This is a genomic window from Pantoea sp. NSTU24, from assembly GCF_050157905.1.
Classification (GTDB): Bacteria; Pseudomonadota; Gammaproteobacteria; order Enterobacterales; family Enterobacteriaceae; genus Pantoea.
Map to the genome: position 1 here is coordinate 3,039,222 of NZ_JBKIWZ010000001.1, position 19,609 is coordinate 3,058,830.

Genomic DNA, 19,609 nt, shown 5'->3' on the forward strand with positions numbered 1-19,609 from the left:
ACACCATTACAGTTCGTTGAGCGCCATATTCAGCTGCAACACATTGACAGTCGGCGTCCCCAGGAAAGGCATCAGCGGACGGTGCGTCATCTTCTCAATCAGCGCCTCTACCTGCGGTAACGGCAAATGGCGGCTGGCAGCAATACGCGGCGCCTGCCACAGGGCAGCCTGCGCCGAAATATCGGGGTCCAGGCCGCTGGCGGAGGCGGCCACCAGCTCAACCGGCACTGCGGCAGATGCCTGCGGATTAGCCGCGCGCAGTGCCGCGACGCGCTCCGCTACCGCCTTGTCCAGCGCCGGGTTACTGGCGGCCAGATTACTGCCGCCGGAGGAGAGCGGGTTATAGGGCTTATCACTGGTGGCGGAAGGGCGGCCCCAGAAATAACCGGGCTGCGTGAAGTTCTGGCCAATCAGCGCTGACCCGCGAGCAGCGCCCTCCTCTTCCAGCAGCGAGCCGCCGGACTGAGAAGGAAACAGCGCCTGCGCCAGTCCGGTGGTAAGGAAAGGATAAACCACGCCGGTAACCAGCGTAAGCAGCAACAGCAGTAAAACGGCCGGACGTAACTGACTCATTTTTCTCTCCTCAGGCCATGCCTGATAACACTAACAGCAGATCGATGGCTTTGATGCCGACGAACGGCACCAGCAGACCACCCAGCCCGTAAATCAGCAGGTTGCGACGCAGCAGGGCCGCCGCGCTGAGCGGGCGATAGCTAACGCCTTTCAGCGCCAGCGGGATCAGGAAAATAATCACCAGCGCGTTAAAGATCACTGCCGACAGAATGGCGCTGGCGGGCGAGTGCAGCTGCATTACATTAAGCATGTTGAGCTGCGGATAGGTCGCCGCAAACGCCGCCGGAATAATGGCGAAATATTTCGCGACATCGTTGGCGATGCTGAAGGTGGTGAGCGAACCACGCGTCATCAGCATCTGTTTGCCGATGTGTACCACCTCCAGCAGCTTGGTCGGGTTTGAGTCGAGATCGACCATGTTGCCCGCCTCTTTTGCCGCCTGCGTACCGGAGTTCATCGCCACCGCCACATCCGCCTGCGCCAGGGCAGGGGCATCGTTGGTGCCGTCACCGGTCATCGCCACTAACCGCCCTTCCGCCTGATACTGGCGAATCAGTGCCAGCTTCGCTTCCGGCGTCGCCTCAGAGAGAAAATCATCCACGCCCGCTTCGGCGGCAATTGCCGCCGCCGTCAGCGGGTTGTCGCCGGTGATCATTACCGTTTTGATGCCCATCTTGCGCAGCTCGGCAAAACGCTCTTTGATGCCGCCTTTCACGATATCCTTCAGCGCCACTACGCCCAGCACGTTCGCCCCTTCGGCGACCACCAGTGGCGTTCCGCCCGTGCGGGCGACCTCTTCCACCTGAGCGTTGACCTCGGCAGGAAAACGGCCCTGATTCGCTTCAATGTGGCGACGTACCGCATCCACAGCGCCCTTGCGGATCAGGCGATCCTGCACGTTGACGCCGCTCATGCGGGTCTGCGCAGAGAAGGGAATAAAGCTGGCCCCCATGCTGCTGAGATCGCGCTCGCGCAGATTAAACTGCTGTTTCGCCAGCACCACGATGCTGCGGCCTTCCGGCGTCTCATCGGCCAGTGAGGCGAGCTGCGCGGCATCGGCCAGCTGCTCTTCGCTCACGCCCGGCGCGGGCAGGAACTGGGTTGCCTGACGGTTGCCGAGCGTGATGGTGCCGGTTTTATCCAGCATCAGCACGTCTACATCCCCCGCCGCCTCAACTGCGCGACCACTGGTCGCGATGACGTTGGCCCCCAGCATCCGGCTCATACCGGCCACACCAATCGCCGACAGCAAGCCCCCGATGGTGGTCGGGATCAGGCAGACCAGCAGCGCCACCAGCACCGTCACGCTGACCGGCGTGCCGCCCCAGGCTGAGAACGGCCAGAGCGTCACGGTGGCCAGCAGAAAGACGATCGTCAGTGAGACCAGCAGGATGGTCAGTGCGATTTCATTCGGCGTTTTACGGCGTTTCGCGCCCTCAACCATGGCGATCATCCGGTCAAGGAAGGTTTCGCCCGGGTTGGCGCTACAGGTGATCACCAGCCAGTCCGAAAGGATGCGGGTCCCGCCGGTAACAGAGGCGAAGTCCCCACCCGATTCACGGATCACCGGTGCAGACTCACCGGTAATCGCACTCTCATCCACCGAGGCACCGCCCTCCACGACTTCTCCGTCGCAGGGAATGATGTCACCTGCCTCTACCAGCACCGCGTCGCCTTTGCGCAGCTGATCGGCGGCCACCTGCTGCCACTCTGCACCATAGCGCGCCGCCGCGAGTTTTTTAGCAAAGCTGGTCTTTTTTACCCCTTTCAGACTGCTGGCCTGCGCCTTACTGCGTCCTTCCGCCAGCGCCTCCGCCAGGTTAGCGAACAGCACGGTAAACCAGAGCCAGAGCGCAATCGCGCCGGTAAAGCTGGCACTGCCGCTGATGTGGCCAGTCAGCATCGCCAGCGCCAGCAGCGAGGTCAGAACGCTGCCGAGCCAGACGACAAACATCACCGGATTACGGAATTGCACCCGCGGATCGAGCTTTTTCACCGCATCCCAGGCCGAGGTACGCAGCAGGGCTGCGTCGAATAATGCCTGTTGTTGACGACTCATGAGGATTGTCCCTGAACAAGTTGCAGATGCTCAGCCACCGGACCCAGGGCCAGAGCAGGAATAAAGGTCAGTGCACCCACCAGCAGAACGGTGCCAATCAGCAGCGCAATAAACAGCGGGCCATGCGTTGGCAGCGTACCGTTACCCACCGGCTGCACTTTTTTCACCGCCATCGCACCGGCAATGGCCATGACCGGAATGATGATGCCGAAACGGCCCAGCAGCATGCAGACAGCCAGTAACAGGTTCCAGAACGGGGTGTTAGCACTCAGTCCGGCAAAGGCGCTGCCGTTGTTATTGGCTGCCGAGGAGACCGCATAGAGCACTTCGCTGAAGCCGTGAATGCCCGGGTTGGCCATGGCGCTGCGTCCGGCGTCCGTCATCATCGCCAGGGCTGTGCCAATCAGCACCAGCGCCGGCGTGACCAGAATCGCCAGCGCGGTCATCTTCATCTCCCACACGTCGACTTTTTTACCCAGGAACTCCGGGGTACGGCCAATCATCAGTCCGGCAATAAACACCGCCAGCAGCACAAACAGCAGCATGCCGTAGAGGCCTGCGCCGACACCACCAAAGACCACCTCGCCCAGCTGCATCAGCCACATCGGCACCATCCCGCCCAGTGCGGTAAAGGAGTCGTGCATTGCATTCACCGCGCCGCAGGAAGCCGCTGTGGTAATCACCGCAAACAGGCTGCTGTTGAGGATGCCAAAGCGTGTCTCTTTGCCTTCCATGTTGACGGCGCTGTCTGCGCCCAGCTGCAGGAAGTGCGGATTACCCTGCAGTTCGGCCCACATCACCACCGCCACGGCAGCAACAAACATCAGCGTCATCGCCCAGAGCAGCATGTGGCCCTGACGGCGGTCGCGCACGCTTTCACCGAATGCAAAGCAGAGTGCCGCCGGGATCAGGAAAATGCTGAGCATCTGCACCAGGTTCGTCAGCACGGTCGGGTTCTCAAACGGATGGGCGGAGTTGGCGTTGAAGAAACCGCCCCCATTGGTGCCCAGCATTTTGATCGCTTCCTGCGACGCCACCGGCCCCATCGGCAGCGTCTGCTGCATGCCTTCCAGGGTAGTGAAGCTGTGATAGGGCAAAAAGTTCTGAATGCTGCCCTGACTGACAAAGAACAGCGCCATCAGCAGGCTGATGGGCAGTAAAACGTAGAGCGTGATACGCGTCAGGTCACGCCAGGCGTTACCCAGCGTCGCGCTGCTGCGATTCGCGAACCCCCGGATCAGGGCAAACGCCACGGCGATGCCGGTTGCGGCAGAGAGGAAGTTCTGCACCGTCAGGCCCACCATCTGACTGAAATAGCTCAGGGTGCTTTCGCCACTGTAGGACTGCCAGTTGGTATTGGTGACAAAGCTCACAGCGGTATTCAGCGCCAGATGCCAGCTCAGGCCAGGCAGCTGCTGGGGATTCAGCGGCAGCGAGCCCTGCATCAGCAGAATCGCCAGCAGCAGCACGAAGCCCAGCGCATTGAACAGCAGAATCGCCAGCAGGTAGTGCGGCCAGCGCATCTCCGACTGCTGTGCGCCCAGCAGCCGCCATAATGGCGCCTCCAGACGGGCAAAGAGGGGTTTGTCCGCGATTAATGACGCCAGCCCCCGTCCCAGCGGCTGCGCCAGTACCATCAGCAGCACCAGATAAAATGCAATGAGTAAAAAAGCATTAGCCGCCATCAGAAGGCCTCCGCATTTAACAGGGCATAAATCAGATAGCCCAGTAACAACACCACCAGCACAATGCCGGTTATTACGCCCACGCTCACAGGAACCTCCAGAGGTTTGGATTCAGGGTTTAGCTTGCGCGGAGACGTATAAAGAAGGGGTTAAAATGCAGCGGGCAGGCGTAAAAATTGTGTAAAAATGGCGAAATATCAGGCGACTTCCAGCGCCCAGATACGATTCAGATCGACGCTGTTCCACCGGGAGCTGTCTTCTGCGCCCACGATGCTATCGGTACAGAAACTGTCGCCTAAATCGAGCTGTTGCGGTTTCACTTCACGCTGGGCGTGCAGCGACCAGAAGACATGCACACAGGGACGCATCAGCGATTTTTCGCCCGCTTTCACCACCAGGGCCACCCGGCCGGAGGCCAGACGCACCAGCGAGCCCACCGGATAGATGCCGATGGTGCGTATAAAGGTGTGCAGCAGGGCCGGATCAAAGTGGCCACGCCAGCTCATCATCTGATGCATCGCCTCTGCCGGTGTCCAGCCGTTGCGGTAGGCGCGGGTCGAAGTCACGGCATCATAGACATCACATACCGCCGACATGCGCGCGTAGAGCGAAATCTCCTCGCCTTTCAGCCTGTGCGGATAGCCACTGCCATCATATTTTTCATGATGATGCAGCGCGATGTCGATCAGATCGCTATCCGCATCGCACTCAATCAGGATTTGTGCGCCTGTCACCGGATGCTCACGCATCACCCGCAGCTCCTCGTCGTCCAGGCTGCCGGCTTTATTCAGGATCGCCAGCGGCACAGCGGCTTTACCGACGTCATGCAGCAAACCACCCATACCCACCCGGCGCAACCCGTGCTCATCCAGACCCAGTTTTTTACCCAGCGCAATCATGAGTCCGCAGACGGCCATCGAATGCAGATAGGTATAGTCATCATGATTCTTGAGCCGCGCCACGCTGAGCATGGCCGAGGGTTCACGCGTGATGGACCCGGCGATCTCATCCACCAGGCCCATCATATAGTCCAGCTTCAGGCTGTTGCCCAGCCTGACCTCATTGAACATCGCCAGCACTTTCGTTTTGCCCTGCTGAAAGATCTGCTGAGCCTGATCCAGCTCCTGAAAAAAGGGCGTTCGGGCGATCGGTTTTGTTACGATCGGGGAAGCGATCGGTGCCTGAACCGATCGATCGAGGTCGATCCAGAGCTGGCGGATCCCTTCGTTACGTAACAGGTCGATTTGTCGTGGATCGGCGATCAGCATCTGATTATGAATGCGCTGGTCCTTTACCCACCAGACTTCCAGCTTGTGGATAAACATACCAGGGCGCAGTTCATCGATAGTAATCAGCTTTATCACGCTATCACTCCTTTATATCTGCGGGTGGTAAGGTGATAGGTGATATCGGCAGCTGGATAAATTTTCTTCAGGCTGTTTTGTGCGAAGCGCGTGGCCGCTTGTGTGGTCAGAGGAGCGCGCCCGCCGTGCTGAGAATCGCGGGCGGCTGTGAAAACGCCAGGCATGCTGTCTGTCCCAACGCAGTCAGAGAGCATGCACATCTCTGTCCCGTAAGGAAGGGGTTACTCTGCAGAGAGGCGACAGCGCCCCTCTTTATTCAGCCCACTACAGGACCCTGATGCCCGCCTGTTTTTGCTGCCCGTCGCGGGCTGCAGGATGACGGGTCTGTTCACCTACCCGTTCAATCGGTCCCATTACCAGCAGGAACAGCAGAGCCGCGACCACACAGTGAGCCGCGACAAATGCCAGCCCAATGCTGTAGTTGCCAGTCAGCCCGACGATAATGCCGAACAGCAGCGGTGTAGTGAAACCAGCAATGTTACCGATGCCGTTAAATATGGCGCCCGCCAGGCCCACAGCCTCTTTGGGCGCGGTGTCGCTGATCACGGTCCAGGTGCCGGCGCCTGCAGCTACGCCTTTGCCAAAAAAGGCGAAAGACATGATGAGGATAATACCCGTATTACCGGGAATGATCGCCGCCAGTACCAGGCTGGAGGCCATCAGCATGCCCACGATATAGGGCGTTTTACGCGCCCGGGAGACACTCCACCCGCGGGCGATGAGCTTATCTGACAGGTAACCGCCGCTAATCCCACCCAGAAATCCCGCCAGCGCCGGGGCAATAGTGGCGAAACCCGCCTCCATAATGTCCATACCGCGAGCCTGTACCAGATAGATGGGAAACCAGGTGATAAAGAAATAGCTGAGCGCGATGATGCAGTACTGGCCCAGGTAAGCGCACCAGAGCATGCGATTGGTCAGCAGCGTTCTGAACATCGCTTTACTGACCGGAGGCCGTGCCTTCAGCGTCTGCTCGGCGTCGATATCCACCAGTCCGCCGCCCTCAATGATATGGCGCAGTTCGCTTTCCGATACGCCGGGATGTTTGCGCGGCTCCCGCATCCAGGCGACCCAGACAACCACGGCCAGCAGGCCGATGCTCCCCAGCACAAAGAATGGCCATTCCCAGCCAAAACGTGAAACCAGCCAGCCGGAAAGCGGCGAGAAGATTGCCACCGCAAAATATTGCGCCGAACTGAACAGCGATGAGGCACGCCCCCGCTCTGAACCGGGGAACCACATAATGACGACGCGCGCATTGGCCGGGAAGCTGGGCGCTTCAATCAGTCCCAGCAGAAAGCGCAGAGTGAACATCAGCACCAGCGCACCGGTCATGCCGCTGGAGAACTCCCGTGTCAGCCCCATTGCCAGCGTTGAGAGGGACCAGAGCGCCAGCGTCACGCCGTACACCTTTTTCGCGCCGAAACGGTCAAGGAGCAGCCCGCCCGGGATCTGCCCGATGACATAGGCCCAGCTGAAAGCAGAAAGGATCAATCCCAGCTGAATTGCCGACAGGCCAAATGCCTCTTTGATCGCCGAGCCGGAGATCGAGAGGATCGAGCGGTCGGCATAGGCCACGACCGACAGGAACAGGATCAGAAAGAGGATCCCGATGCGGACATGGGAGGTGCGTTGAGTTGTCTGATATGCAGGCATGAGCTGGACTCCTTAAAAAGGACAGGTGACGCCACGAAGAGGTTCAGGAATAACGCTGAGATTTCCCGCTTCAGAAAATATAAGCAGGAGGCTGACGCGGGAGCATTGTGCGGATGTTGAGAATATCCGGGCCGATTGAATGGTTTTCTGACAACCTTCACAACCCTGAGTGCGATGCTGCACAAAAGTGTGAAAAGCCCCGGCTTACTGCCGCAGAGTGTGCGTCGTGTCGCGGATTTCGCAGGCACGGCGCACTATGGCGCACTGATTTCAGGCCAAAGTGTGGCATCGCCAGCAAGAGTGAAAAGGGCCGGTTGTCAAACCTCATGCCTGTTCATAAGCTGCCAATGATGATTTTTATCCATTAAGAATAAAAACGAAAAATCCGTTTCATCCGGTTAACCTCGGGAGTCTGCTATGAAAAAACGTGCCTGGGCCCTGCTCTGTCTGTTCGCGCTTTCCTCCTCCGCGCTGGCGGAGAAAATCGGTGTTTCAATGGCCTATTTTGACCAGAACTTTCTCACCCTTATTCGTCAGGCGATCGACAAAGAGGCCAGAGCGCAAAAGCTTGATGCACAGTTCGAAGACGCCCGGGGCGATGTGGGCCGTCAGACCGATCAGGTGCAGAGTTTTATCAGCGCTGGCGTAGACGCGATCATTGTCGATCCGGTCGACTCCGCCAGCACGCCTGCCCTGACCAGGCTGGCGCAGCAGGCCCATATTCCGCTGGTTTACGTTAACCGCACGCCGGGTGATAAAACCCTGCCGCCGGGCGTGGTGTTTGTGGGGTCGGATGAACGCGAATCGGGCACGCTGCAGATGGAGGCGCTGGCGAAGCTGGCGGGTTATCGCGGCAACGTTGCCATTATGATCGGTAACCTCAGCGACGCGGGTGCGTTGCAGCGCACCAGAGATGTGGAACAGGTGGTCGCAAAGTATCCCGGGATGAAAGTGGTGCTGAAGCAGACCGCTAACTATGCGCGCAACGAGGGAATGGATTTAATGCTCAGCTGGCTGTCGAACGGCGAAGCGATCGACATTGTGGCCGCCAACAATGACGAAATGGCGATTGGTGCCACGATGGCGATTGCGCAGGCGAAGCCGAAGAAAACGATTCTGGTGGGCGGTATTGATGCCACGCCGGATGGACTGAAGGCGCTGGCGAGCGGCAGACTGGCGGTGACGGTATTCCAGGACGCGCAGGGTCAGGGCAGAAAATCCGTTGAGGTCGCGCAGCAGCTGATTAAAGGGCAGAAAGTCGACTCACATCAGTGGATCCCGTTTGAGCTGGTGACACCGCAGAACATGCAGCACTACAGCAGTAAGAATCCGTAGGGCGCGGCGGAGCGGCTCTGCCGCCGCTCCGTTTCTCACTTTTCGTGCAGCAACTTCGCCATCATCACCACATCGCGTAACTGGCCGTCGCGCAGGGCAGCCTGACGCTTCATCCCCTCACGCTCGAAGCCCAGCCGCTCATAGAGTCGCAGCGCCCGGTCGTTGTCGTGAAACACTTCCAGCTCCATGCGGGTAATGCCCAGCCAGTTGCGGGCATAGTCGAGCGCGGTGCGGATCAGACGCTCACCCACGCCACGTCCGGCAAAATCGGGATGCACGCCCAGTCCGAAGCTGATGCAGTGGCGGGTGCGCGGCTTGTTTTCGACAAACAGCGTCAGCTCACCGGCCAGCACGCCGTCGATTTCCGCCACAAAGGCGATGAAGCCCTCGGCATCCATTCTGGCGAATTTTTTCTCCCACGTGGCCACGCTGGGAAACGGCAGTTGCAGCGTCCAGGGGTAGACATCGGGATGGCTGTACAGTCGTTGATAGGCCGCTGCGTCCTGCGGTTCCCGTGCCCGAATAGTGATTTCCATATTTTCTCCTTTTAGCCTGACTGTGTTCATGCACTAAGCTGTAGCTCTTAACCGGATGGAAAGAATATCGCTATGTTGTATCGCCGTTTTGAACGTTTTATCAATATTTTTCATGACGCGCCTGCCGATTCGCCCCCTTCAACGGTCTGGTCGTTTTATTTCTTCTATCTGCGGCAGGTCTGGCCGAGCTTTGCCGCCCTGCTGGTGGTGGGACTGGCGTCCGCGCTGATCGAGGTGTCGCTGTTCAGTTATCTGAGCCGCATCATTGATATGGTCAATCACTCCACGCCCGCCACGCTGTTCCGGGATAACTGGCCACTGCTGTTGTGGATGGGGACAGTGGCGCTGATTCTGCGGCCGGTGTTTATCGGCCTGCATGACATGCTGGTGCATCAGAGTATCAGCCCCGGCATGACCAGCATGATCCGCTGGCAGCATCATAACTACGTGCTGCGCCAGAGCCTCAACTTTTTCCAGAGCGACTTTGCCGGGCGCATCGCCCAGCGCATTATGCAGACCGGCAGCTCACTGCGTGACTCGGCGGTGCAGCTGGTGGACGCTATCTGGCATGTGCTGATCTACGCCGTCACCTCGCTGGTGCTGTTTGCCGGTGCCGACTGGCGGCTGATGATCCCGCTGATTATCTGGATGGTGGCCTACAGCGCCTCACTACGCTTCTTTGTGCCACGCGTTAAAACACGTTCAGTGGTTTCCTCGGAAGCCCGTTCGAAGCTGATGGGCACCATTGTGGATGGCTATACCAATATTGCCACTCTCAAACTGTTCGCCCATAGCGACCTGGAACGTCAGTATGCGCGTGAGGCGATTCAGGAACAGACAGAGAAAACCCAGCACGCCGGGCGCATGGTTACCAGCATGGATCTGACCCTGTCGGCCCTCAATGGCCTGCTGATTGTTTCGACCTCCGGGCTGGCACTGTGGCTGTGGAGCCAGTCGTTGATCAGCGTCGGGGCAATTGCACTGGCCACCGGGCTGGTGATCCGCCTGGTCAATATGTCCGGCTGGATCATGTGGGTGGTGAACGGGATCTTCGAGAATATTGGTACCGTACAGGATGGCCTGAAAACCATTGCGCAGCCGCTGAGCGTGCAGGATGCGCCACAGGCGACGCAGCTTCGCGTCACGCGCGGTGAAATACGCTTTGAGGATGTGCGTTTCGATTACGGCGGTGGCCGGCAGGTGATCGACAGGTTTAACCTTACTATCAGACCTGGCGAGAAGATTGGTCTGATCGGTCCGTCAGGCGCCGGTAAGTCGACGCTGGTGAATCTGCTGCTGCGGCTTTATGACCTGAACAGCGGACGGATTGTGATCGACGATCAGGACATCGCCGCCGTGACGCAGGAGAGCCTGCGCAGTCAGATTGGCATGATCACCCAGGATACGTCGCTGCTGCACCGCTCCATCCGTGAAAACCTGCTCTACGGGCGTCCTGACGCCAGCGACGCGGCGCTGCAGCTGGCGATGAAGCGCGCCCGCGCCGATGAGTTCATTCCGCTGCTCTCCGACGCGCAGGGCCGCATGGGGCTGGATGCACACGTCGGCGAACGCGGCGTCAAGCTGTCGGGCGGCCAGCGTCAGCGCGTGGCGATAGCCCGTGTGCTGCTGAAGGATGCGCCGATCCTGATCATGGATGAGGCAACCTCGGCGCTCGACTCCGAAGTAGAGGCGGCCATTCAGGAGAGCCTGGAGTCGTTAATGCAGGGCAAAACCGTGATCGCCATTGCACACCGCCTCTCTACCATCGCGAAAATGGATCGACTGGTGGTGCTGGACAAAGGCGGCATTGCTGAGATGGGCAGCCATCACGAGCTGCTGGCAAAAAACGGCCTCTACGCCCGGCTCTGGCAGCATCAGACCGGGGGATTTGTCGGCGCCGATTAATCGCCGCGTCGATAGGGCAAGGCGTCGCGGGCTTCTTCCGCCCAGCCGCGTACGCCTTCCCGCTCCTGCACCAGAAAATCAGCGACGGCATCACGCAGGCCGGGGTGCAGCAGATAGTGCCAGGAGTGGGTCAGCTGCGGCTCAAAGCCGCGCACCAGCTTGTGTTCACCCTGTGCCCCCGCATCAAACCGCGTCAGCCCTGCCTCGATCGCCAGTTCCATTCCCTGATAGAAACAGGTTTCGAAGTGCAGCCGATCAAACTCCGCCAGGCAGCCCCAGTAGCGGCCATAGAGCGTCTGGCTGTCCCGCAGGTAAAAGGCCATCGCCGCGGGCTGCTGCTGCAGGCGGGCGATCACCACCACAATGTTCTGCGGCATCCGTTCCGCCAGCAGGCTGAAAAAGGTGCGCGTCAGATAGGGCCGCTGACCGCGCACCGCATAGGTGTTGGCGTAGCAGGTGTAGACAAAATCCCACTGATCTTCGCGCAGCTGATCGCCCGAATAGCGGTCAAACACAAAGCCGCTCTGCGCCACCTGTTCGCGCTCTTTTCGCAGCTGTTTGCGCTTGCGTGACATCAGCGTATCCAGGAAATCCTTAAAGTCGCGGTAGCCGCGATTGTGCCAGTGATACTGACAACCGAGCCGCAACAGCCAGTCGGGCTGCGCGGCCAGCAGCGGGTCAGCCGCTGCATCGGTAAAGTTGATATGCGCCCCGCTCAGGCCCCGCTGCTGCAGGCTCGCCGGCAGGGCCGACAGCAGCTGTGCGGCGGCGGCCGGCTCCCCCAGCAGACGTGCGCCGCTGACCGGACTGAAGGGAATCGCCCCCAGCCATTTCGGGTAGTAGCGGATACCGGCGCGCTGGCTGGCATCCGCCCAGGCGTGGTCGAAGACATACTCGCCCTGTGAATGATATTTCTGATAGCCCGGCAGCGCGGCACGGGTCACGCCCTCTTCCTGCCACAGCAGATGGTCAGGCTGCCAGCCCGCCTCAGGCCGCACGCTGCCACTTTCTTCTAACGTGAGCAGAAAGGCATGGCGCAAAAAGGGCTGGTCATCAGGCAACAGTGCATCCCACTCGGCGGCCGGAATGGCTGCCAGTGACGTCAGGTGAATCAGCGACATGAAATACTCCAGACAGCGTCGGGCAGAGCATCAGTCAAGCAGGTTTTCCGCCGCGGCGAAAGAGTCAGGGCACACAAAGTGAAGGCTGCATCCCCTCCACACAGCCTCTATACTGCGACTTTACCTCTACAGGGCTTCGCCATGGATCGACTCGATTGTGACCGGATGTTTGTCACGGTGCTGGAAACCGGCAGCTTTTCGGCGGCGGCGTTACGCCTCGGTACCAGCAGCAGCCAGGCCTCCAAGCTGGTGTCAAAGCTGGAGCAACAGCTCGGTGTGCAGCTGTTCAAGCGCAGCACGCGCGCCCTGTCGCCGACCGACGTCGGCCGCAGCTACTATGAACGGGTAAAACACCTGCTGGACGCCTTTGAAACGCTGGACGCCAGCGTGCGCGAAAGCGCCACCACCCCCACCGGCAGGCTGAAGATCAGCGCACCCGGCTCATTTGGTACCGCGGTGCTCTCTCAGGTGCTGGTCGCCTTTGCGCGGCGCTATCCGCTGATTGAACTGGATGTCAGCTTTTCCGATCGGGCGGTCAATATTGTCGATGAAGGCTTTGATATGGCGATCCGGATCGGCAACCTCAGTGACAGCAGTCTGGTGGCCCGCAAGCTGGGCGAGGTGCATGTGCGCATCGCCGCCTCGCCGGTTTACCTTGAGCAGTTCGGCACCCCGCAGCACTGGCGCGACATGGCGCAGCACCAGTGCATTATCGACACCAATTTTCGCGATCCCTGGCACTGGCCGTTCAGCGACGGCAATGAGAACCGCGAGATCGTTACCGTACCGGTCCGGGGCCGTCTGCGCTTCGCCAATACTGAAGCCTGCCTGCAGGCGGCGGTAGCCGGACTGGGAATTGCGCGCCTGCCCGGCTTTATCGCGGCCCCTGCACTCCTGCGCGGAGAAGTTGTCCATCTTCTGGCAAATTTTGACACTCCGCCACTGGGCCTTTTTGCCGTCTATCCGCCTGCCCGTCATCTAGCCCATCGGGCGCGCCTGCTTATCGACTTTCTGGTCACCCACTTCACCCACTCTCCGCCCGCTTGATTTCGTCCATAATGGAATAAATTATTGTCTTTTTGACCGTATTATCAGTCTTTTAGTCATAAGTTATGCTGCGGCTCAAATCACAGAGGAGTCGCACGATGTTAGTAGAAGGCAAATGGAGTAGTGACTGGCATCCGGTGCAGGCCACCGATAAACAGGGTGGTTTTGTTCGTCAGACGTCCGGTTTCCGGCATTTTATCAGCAGCGATGGCTCCACGGCGTTTGCTGCCGAGCCCGACCGCTACCATCTCTATGTGGCGCTGATCTGCCCGTGGGCGTCGCGCGCCCTGATTGCCCGTAAACTCAAAGGGCTGACGTCGCTGATTAGCGTCACCGTCGTCGAGCCACAGCTCGGCGCGCAGGGCTGGCGCTTTGGTAACTACCCTGGCGCGCAGCCCGACCCGCTGAACAACGCGCAGTATCTGCATGAGATCTACACCCGCGTCGCGCCCGATTATACGGGCCGCGCCACCGTGCCGGTCCTGTGGGACAAGAAAACCGGCACCATCGTCAGCAACGAATCGGCGGACATCGTGCGCATGTTTAACAGCGGCTTTGGCGATCTGGCCGACAACCGTATCGACCTCTACCCTGCGGCGCTGCGTGCGGAGATTGATGCACTGAACGAGAGTCTCTATCCGCGTCTCAACAATGGCGTCTACCGTGCGGGCTTTGCCACCACCCCGGTGAGCTATCAGGCGGCCTTCAGTGATGTCTTCAGCCAGCTTGATGAACTGGAAGCCCTGCTGGGCGATGGTCGTACTTTCCTGCTGGGTGAGCGGCTGACAGAAACGGATATCCGGCTGTTCGTCACCCTGATCCGCTTTGACGCGGCCTATCATGGCCTGTTCAAATGCAACCTGCGCCGGATACGCGACTATACGCTGCTGAATCGCTATCTTAAGAGCATGCTGTCGGTTTCTGGCATACGCGAAACGGTCAATATCGACCATATTAAACAGGGTTACTATTCGATCAAGGCACTGAATCCGAACGGAATTGTTCCGGCAGGCCCCGATCTGAGTGAATACGGTTTTTAAAGGAGTCAGGATGGCAAAGGCACTGGTGATTTTTCTGCATGGCGTGGGCAGCAATGGCGACGATCTGGCACCGATTGGCCGTCACTGGGCGACGCTGTTGCCGGAGGTGGTTTTTGCCTCTCCCAATGCCCCGGAACCTTTTCCCGTCGGCCTGGGTTATCAGTGGTTCAGCCTGACGGACGTGACGCCAGAGAACCGCCCGGGCCGGGTCAGAGCGGCAAGGGCGGCGTTTGACGCAACGCTGAGCGGGATTATCGCGCAGCATGGCTTCGCTGACCGCTGGCAGGATGTGGTGCTGGTCGGTTTCTCGCAGGGGTCGATCATGGCGCTGGATGCGCTGGCCTCTGGCCGTTATCCGCTGGCGGGCGTAGTCGCCTTTTCCGGCCGTCTGGCAGTTGACGGTGAACTGACGCCGCAGCCCCATGTGCCTGCCCTGCTGATCCACGGTCAGGCCGATGAGGTGATCCCGTGGCAGGAGAGCGAATCTGCCGCCGCACGACTCCGGGCGGCCGAAGTACCGGTTACAACGCAGTTTGAACCTGCTACCGCTCACACTATTTCTGCGCAGGGTGCGATGCACGCTGCCGCGTTTATCGCGCAGTGCTTACAGGATTAGCCCCAGCAGCGGGTTAACGCCTGCCAGGCCTTGTCTGCCGCGACGTCGGGCGGCAGACGTTTCAGCGCATCATTGAAGACTTCAATGCCCACCGGCCCCTGATAGCCCGCACTTTTTAGTTTATCGACAAAGCGTCTGACGTCGATAATCCCTTCGCCGGGCAGCAGGCGCTGGTGCTTCGCCATTGCCATCAGGCTCTGCTTATCCTGTGCGGGCATAGCGGCCATATCGCAGAGCTGCACTTCATAAATGCGGTCGGCAGGAATGCCGTCCAGCTGCGAGGCATCGCCGCCCCGTGCGCAGATATGGAACAGATCGACTACCAGCCCGATGTTGGGCTGATCGAGCCGCTGCAGCCGCTGCCACGCCAGTGGCAGGGTATTATCCACGCTGCACCAGGCCATGGGTTCATACATGATGCGCATATTGTGACGCGCAGCTTCCGACGCCATCCAGCGCAGGTCATCATCGATCTGATCGGCGCAGCAATCCTCGCGGGTCGTGGCCGGTGCCTGAATGGTGTCGCAGCCCAGCGCCTGAGCCATCTGAATAAACTGGCGCAGCTCTTCGCGCTTCTGCGCACGCAGTTCAGCCGGCGCGCCGCTGAAATCACGCAGCACCTGAAGATTGGTAAAGCCCGGCCCCTGCCGGGCGGCGATCGCCGCCAGCGCCGCCGCGCCGCCGCTGTGCGCCTCAACATCTTCGCGCCAGATCTCCACCTGATCAAAACCGGCGTCACGCGCCGCCTGCAGCTTCTGACAGGGTTCACCGCTCAACAGCACCAGGTTAAGGAAAGTCGGTTGGGTTGGCATGGCTCTGCTCCTTAGTCCGGAATAATCGGCGAGTTCAGGATCCGCGCACGCTGCGCGTTACCTGAATCCCTCTCGATCTCTGGCGCGTTGCGGCCCGCAGACCAGTAGTCAGCTCAACAGCGTTACCAGCGCAAAACCGGCAAACGCCATCAGCAGCGAGCCAATGACATGCACCAGCGCACTGGCCATCGCCCAGAGATACTTCCCTGATTGTAGCAAGCCCATTAATTCTGCCGTGAACGAGGAGAACGTCGTCAGCCCGCCGCACAGTCCGGTGACGATCAGCAGTTTCCACACCGGGTCGATGTCGGGATGGCGGACAAACCAGGCCATCGCCCCGCCGATCACCAGACCGCCGATAAGATTCACCAGCAGGGTGCCGGGCGGCAGATTGGGAAAGAGCGCATTAAAGCGCACCGAGAAGAACCAGCGCAGCACACAGCCGGCCGAGCCGCCGATCATCACAGCCAGTAAAGGTTTCAACATATTCTGCTCCTGATTGCAGATTCACGCCGGGCTGAGGGAGAAGGGCAAAGATAAACAGCGCCTGACATCTCAGCTCCCGCGAAAGGATTGAGTATCAGGCGTCATCAGCCGGTGTTAAGCCCACCGGCGGTTGGGAAAGGTGGCACGCCATCACCTTGAGCCGCTGATAATACGATGCCTGTTTACGGCTGGCAAGCAGACGCCCGGAAAGGCTGAAACGCTTGACGGCGGCGCGGCTGGCACGGTAATGCTGATGCTTTACAGCCTGTTGCGGAGATCTTATGCGTACCCTGATTTTTGACACTGATATCGGCGTGGATGACGCCTTTGCGCTGGCCTATGCGGCGCGAACGCAGCACCTGCTGGGGATTACCACGGTGTTCGGCAATGTGCCGGTAGGTCAGGCGGTAAAAAATGCCCGGCTGTTTTGCGAAAAAATGGCCATTGAGGCGGAGGTATATCGGGGCTGTTCACGACCGCTGGCGCTGGCCCCCTCTGCACCCGCGGCACTGCACGGTGAAGACGGACTGGGTGATGCTTTTGAAAATGCCTACAGCGATCGGGCACCGGGCGCGGTGCAGTTTATTATCGACAGCGTACGGGCACAGCCGCATCAGATTACGCTGGTGGCGATAGGGCCGCTGACCAATATCGCCACGGCTATCAATCAGGCGCCGGATATTATTCCGCTGGTGAAGGAGCTGGTGATCATGGGCGGCGCGTTTGGCACCGATGGCCACAGCGGTAATGTGACGCCCTTCAGTGAATTCAATATCTGGAAAGATCCGCACGCCGCCGATCAGGTGCTCGCCTCGGCGCTGAAGGTGGTGGTGATCCCGCTGGACGTCACGCACAAGGTGTTAATCAGCGGCGAAGAAGTGCAGCGCCTGAATCAGCCGGTCCTGAGTGCGATCTGTCGCCCTTATCTGGCCTATAGCCTGGCGAAAGAGGGGTTCAGCGGCATGGCGCTGCACGACACCCTGGCAGTAGCGTGGCTGACACTGCCCCAGGCCTTTACCCTCATAGAAAGCCCGCTGCGCGTCATCACCGAGGGAATCGCCTGCGGCCAGACGGTACGCAGAGTGAGCGTGCTGGCCTCACGCGCCGATCCGTTTGCCGGTCTGCCCGCCCAGCGTGTCGCGCTCGCCGTGGACGCAGACGCGGTGCGGGCGCACTTCTTTGAAACCCTGACCGCCGCGCCCTGACGCCCGTTAGCGGTCGAAATGAATCACGCCTTTGATCAGTTCACGGTTATTTATGACCTGCGCTTCAAATGTCTGATCCAGCGTCGAGAAGGCCAGGTGATGATTGAGCATCATGTCGGCACGTAACTGGCCGCTGGCCATCAGCGCACACACCCGATCGAAATCCTCGCGGGTGGCGTTGCGGCTGCCCATCAGCGTGGTCTCTTTCTTGTGAAATTCACTATCCGGGATCACCAGATCGCCTTTGTGCAGGCCGACATAAACGACAGTGCCGCCGTGCCGCATCAGGTTAACCGCATTGTTCATCGCGGCCGGGTTGCCCGTGGCGTCGATCACCTTCAGCGCCAGCCGGCCACCAAACTGTTCGCGCAGCGCCGTGATAAACGTCGCATCAGCCGGATCGAGTGCGGCCAGGCCAAGCCGATCGGCGACATGCTGGCGACGAAATTCACTGGTATCGGCGACCACGACCTGTGCGCCGCTGGCGGCTGCAATGGCAGCAACGCCCAGCCCGATTGGCCCGGCACCGACCACCAGCACCTGCTCATCCGCCTCCACTGCGGCACGCCGCACCGCATGGGCGCTGATGGCGAACGGCTCAATCAGCGCAGCCGCCTCCGGTGCGACCTCATCCACCGCCAGCAACGTACTGACCGGCACGCTCAGGTAATCGCTGAAGCCGCCATCCTGATGCACGCCAATCACGGAAATCTGCTCACAGCAGTTGGTCCGGCCGCTCTGGCAGGCGTCACACGTCAGGCAGGCGATGTAAGGCATCAGCGCCACCCGCTGGCCCGGCTGAACCCCCTCAGCGCCGCAGCCCAGCGCCACCACTTCAGCACAGATTTCATGGCCCAGTACACGCGGATAGCTGAAAAACGGCTGGTTGCCCGACCAGGCGTGGATATCTGTGCCGCAAATCCCGGCGGTCAGAATTTTAATCAGCGCCTCGCCTGCGGCGGGTGTCGGCAGGTCGCGGCGGGCCCATACCATTCTGCGGGGTTCTGCAATGAGCAGTGCTTTCATTGTTGTCATAGTGATTCTCCGGTTGTCCTGCAGGCAGTTAGGGCGAATCCGCCACACCGCGCAGCGCCGGTCTGCGGGAAGTGTGAAGCACGACGATTTTTTTGGGCTTTGAATGGTTTTTAATGCATAAAAAACCGGAGAGCACGATGAGCCGCAGTCAGAATTTGCGTCAGAACGTCATTAACCAGATGCTCGACAGCATTGCGCAGCATCACATCCGTTCTCCCCTGCCACCGCAGGCGGCGCTGGCCGAGATGTTTAATATCAGCCGGACCACGGTGCGTCATACCCTGCACTATCTGCATCAGTGCGGCGTGCTCGACAAGGTGAATCAGACGTATGTCATCGTACGCGAACCGCGCGAAGATGACCGCTTCAGCGCCTTAACGCCGCCGGTTGAGCAGCAGGCCAGCCACGTCGAGCAGATGTTTTTTAATCTGATTAACCAGCGGCAACTGGTGCCCGGCGACACCTTTAGCGAGCTACAACTGGCGCAGCAGATCAGGGTCAGTCCGGTGGTCGTTCGCGAGTTTCTGCTGCGTTTTATGCGCTATGACCTGCTGGAACCGGTCCGGCGGGGTCAGTGGCGGATGAAAAAATTCACCCAGGATTATGCAGAGAACCTGTTTGAGCTGCGCGAAATGCTGGAAACCCACGCCCTGAGCCGTTTCCTGAATCTGCCCGCCAGCGATGAACGCTGGGTGCAGGCGCGGGATCTGCTGGATCGTCATCGATCGATGCGTGACACCATTGCCAGCGACTATCGCCACTTTGCCGCGCTCGACCGGCAGATGCACTCACTGATTTTATCGGCGGCTAATAATCCGTTTTTTAATCAGTCACTGGAGATTATCGCGGTGATCTTTCACTCGCATTATCAGTGGGATGAAAGCGATTTGAAGCAGCGCAATATCGTGGCACTGGAGGAGCACATGGCGATTCTGACCGCGCTGATTGGCCGTCAGGATATCGACGCGCTTTGTGCCTTACATAGCCATCTGGCCACCGCCAAAACCTCGATGGTGCGCTCGATCAGTCAGTACAATTAAAAACCGATTAAAAACCGCAAAGCATTAGCTCCCGCACGATTCAGAAACATCTTTGCAACAGCCTTATCTCTTTGCTTTTAGTCTCGACTGCAAC

Annotated in this window: 18 protein-coding genes and 1 riboswitch; of the genes, 7 read left to right on the forward strand and 11 right to left on the reverse strand. The window is 59.6% G+C overall.

The window, feature by feature from the left end:
- Positions 1-6: 6 nt before the first annotated feature.
- The 6 genes from kdpC to ACLHDD_RS14560 form a co-directional block, all read right to left on the reverse strand.
- Positions 7-573, reverse strand: coding sequence for a potassium-transporting ATPase subunit KdpC (gene kdpC / locus ACLHDD_RS14535; protein WP_427104650.1), 567 nt, complete (start codon positions 571-573; stop codon positions 7-9).
- Between the two features lie 10 nt (positions 574-583).
- Positions 584-2,632: a potassium-transporting ATPase subunit KdpB gene (gene kdpB, locus ACLHDD_RS14540; RefSeq protein ID WP_427104651.1), complete on the reverse strand. Its 2,049-nt coding sequence runs from the start codon at positions 2,630-2,632 to the stop codon at positions 584-586.
- Positions 2,629-4,317, reverse strand: a complete 1,689-nt coding sequence (gene kdpA / locus ACLHDD_RS14545) for a potassium-transporting ATPase subunit KdpA (RefSeq protein ID WP_427104652.1) — start codon at positions 4,315-4,317, stop codon at positions 2,629-2,631. Before kdpA ends, kdpB begins: the two co-directional genes overlap by 4 nt.
- Positions 4,317-4,406 carry a K(+)-transporting ATPase subunit F gene (kdpF, locus tag ACLHDD_RS14550; RefSeq protein ID WP_010253443.1) on the reverse strand — a complete coding sequence of 30 codons (90 nt, stop codon included), beginning with the start codon at positions 4,404-4,406 and terminating at the stop codon, positions 4,317-4,319. Before kdpF ends, kdpA begins: the two co-directional genes overlap by 1 nt.
- 108 nt (positions 4,407-4,514) lie before the next feature.
- The gene (locus ACLHDD_RS14555) at positions 4,515-5,681 is read right to left on the reverse strand and encodes an HD-GYP domain-containing protein (protein WP_427104653.1); all 1,167 of its coding nucleotides are present in this window, start codon (positions 5,679-5,681) and stop codon (positions 4,515-4,517) included.
- Positions 5,682-5,945: 264 nt separating this feature from the next.
- A complete protein-coding gene (locus tag ACLHDD_RS14560) occupies positions 5,946-7,337 on the reverse strand; it encodes an MFS transporter (protein ID WP_427104654.1) in 1,392 nt (463 codons plus the stop codon).
- A gap of 417 nt (positions 7,338-7,754) precedes the next feature.
- Here ACLHDD_RS14560 and ACLHDD_RS14565 point away from each other — a divergent pair, with 417 nt between their 5' ends.
- A complete protein-coding gene (locus ACLHDD_RS14565; protein WP_427104655.1) occupies positions 7,755-8,672 on the forward strand; it encodes a sugar ABC transporter substrate-binding protein in 918 nt (305 codons plus the stop codon).
- A gap of 35 nt (positions 8,673-8,707) precedes the next feature.
- Here ACLHDD_RS14565 and ACLHDD_RS14570 read toward each other — a convergent pair whose 3' ends face one another.
- Positions 8,708-9,208 (reverse strand): GNAT family N-acetyltransferase, encoded by a 501-nt coding sequence (locus ACLHDD_RS14570; protein ID WP_427104656.1) that lies wholly within the window; start codon positions 9,206-9,208, stop codon positions 8,708-8,710.
- Between the two features lie 72 nt (positions 9,209-9,280).
- On the opposite strand from ACLHDD_RS14570, the gene ACLHDD_RS14575 reads away from it, so the two are divergent.
- A complete protein-coding gene (locus tag ACLHDD_RS14575; protein WP_427104657.1) occupies positions 9,281-11,113 on the forward strand; it encodes an ABC transporter ATP-binding protein in 1,833 nt (610 codons plus the stop codon).
- Here the strand turns inward: ACLHDD_RS14575 and ACLHDD_RS14580 are convergent.
- On the reverse strand, positions 11,110-12,234 hold the full coding sequence (locus ACLHDD_RS14580) for a GNAT family N-acetyltransferase (protein ID WP_427104658.1): 1,125 nt from the start codon (positions 12,232-12,234) through the stop codon (positions 11,110-11,112). The genes ACLHDD_RS14575 and ACLHDD_RS14580 overlap by 4 nt on opposite strands.
- A gap of 141 nt (positions 12,235-12,375) precedes the next feature.
- On the opposite strand from ACLHDD_RS14580, the gene ACLHDD_RS14585 reads away from it, so the two are divergent.
- The 3 genes from ACLHDD_RS14585 to ACLHDD_RS14595 all read left to right on the forward strand — a co-directional run bounded on the left by ACLHDD_RS14585 (position 12,376) and on the right by ACLHDD_RS14595 (position 14,937).
- Complete coding sequence (locus ACLHDD_RS14585) at positions 12,376-13,281, forward strand: LysR family transcriptional regulator (protein ID WP_427104659.1); 906 nt, start codon at positions 12,376-12,378, stop codon at positions 13,279-13,281.
- A gap of 98 nt (positions 13,282-13,379) precedes the next feature.
- Positions 13,380-14,321, forward strand: a complete 942-nt coding sequence (locus ACLHDD_RS14590) for a glutathione S-transferase family protein (protein ID WP_427104660.1) — start codon at positions 13,380-13,382, stop codon at positions 14,319-14,321.
- Between the two features lie 10 nt (positions 14,322-14,331).
- Positions 14,332-14,937, forward strand: coding sequence for an alpha/beta hydrolase (locus tag ACLHDD_RS14595; protein WP_427104661.1), 606 nt, complete (start codon positions 14,332-14,334; stop codon positions 14,935-14,937).
- Here ACLHDD_RS14595 and ACLHDD_RS14600 read toward each other — a convergent pair.
- Together ACLHDD_RS14600 and crcB are read right to left on the reverse strand one after the other, a co-directional pair.
- On the reverse strand, positions 14,934-15,749 hold the full coding sequence (locus ACLHDD_RS14600; protein WP_427104662.1) for a sugar phosphate isomerase/epimerase family protein: 816 nt from the start codon (positions 15,747-15,749) through the stop codon (positions 14,934-14,936). The genes ACLHDD_RS14595 and ACLHDD_RS14600 overlap by 4 nt on opposite strands.
- A 108-nt stretch (positions 15,750-15,857) precedes the next feature.
- Positions 15,858-16,235, reverse strand: a complete 378-nt coding sequence (gene crcB, locus ACLHDD_RS14605) for a fluoride efflux transporter CrcB (protein WP_111142119.1) — start codon at positions 16,233-16,235, stop codon at positions 15,858-15,860.
- Positions 16,236-16,323: 88 nt separating this feature from the next.
- Positions 16,324-16,399, reverse strand: a riboswitch (Fluoride riboswitch).
- Between the two features lie 117 nt (positions 16,400-16,516).
- Here crcB and ACLHDD_RS14610 point away from each other — a divergent pair.
- Positions 16,517-17,440 (forward strand): nucleoside hydrolase, encoded by a 924-nt coding sequence (locus ACLHDD_RS14610; RefSeq protein ID WP_427104663.1) that lies wholly within the window; start codon positions 16,517-16,519, stop codon positions 17,438-17,440.
- Between the two features lie 6 nt (positions 17,441-17,446).
- Here ACLHDD_RS14610 and ACLHDD_RS14615 read toward each other — a convergent pair whose 3' ends face one another.
- The gene (locus tag ACLHDD_RS14615; RefSeq protein ID WP_427104664.1) at positions 17,447-18,475 is read right to left on the reverse strand and encodes a zinc-binding alcohol dehydrogenase family protein; all 1,029 of its coding nucleotides are present in this window, start codon (positions 18,473-18,475) and stop codon (positions 17,447-17,449) included.
- 137 nt (positions 18,476-18,612) lie between these two features.
- Here ACLHDD_RS14615 and ACLHDD_RS14620 point away from each other — a divergent pair, with 137 nt between their 5' ends.
- Positions 18,613-19,515, forward strand: coding sequence for an FCD domain-containing protein (locus ACLHDD_RS14620; RefSeq protein WP_427104665.1), 903 nt, complete (start codon positions 18,613-18,615; stop codon positions 19,513-19,515).
- The last annotated feature ends 94 nt before the right edge of the window (positions 19,516-19,609 follow it).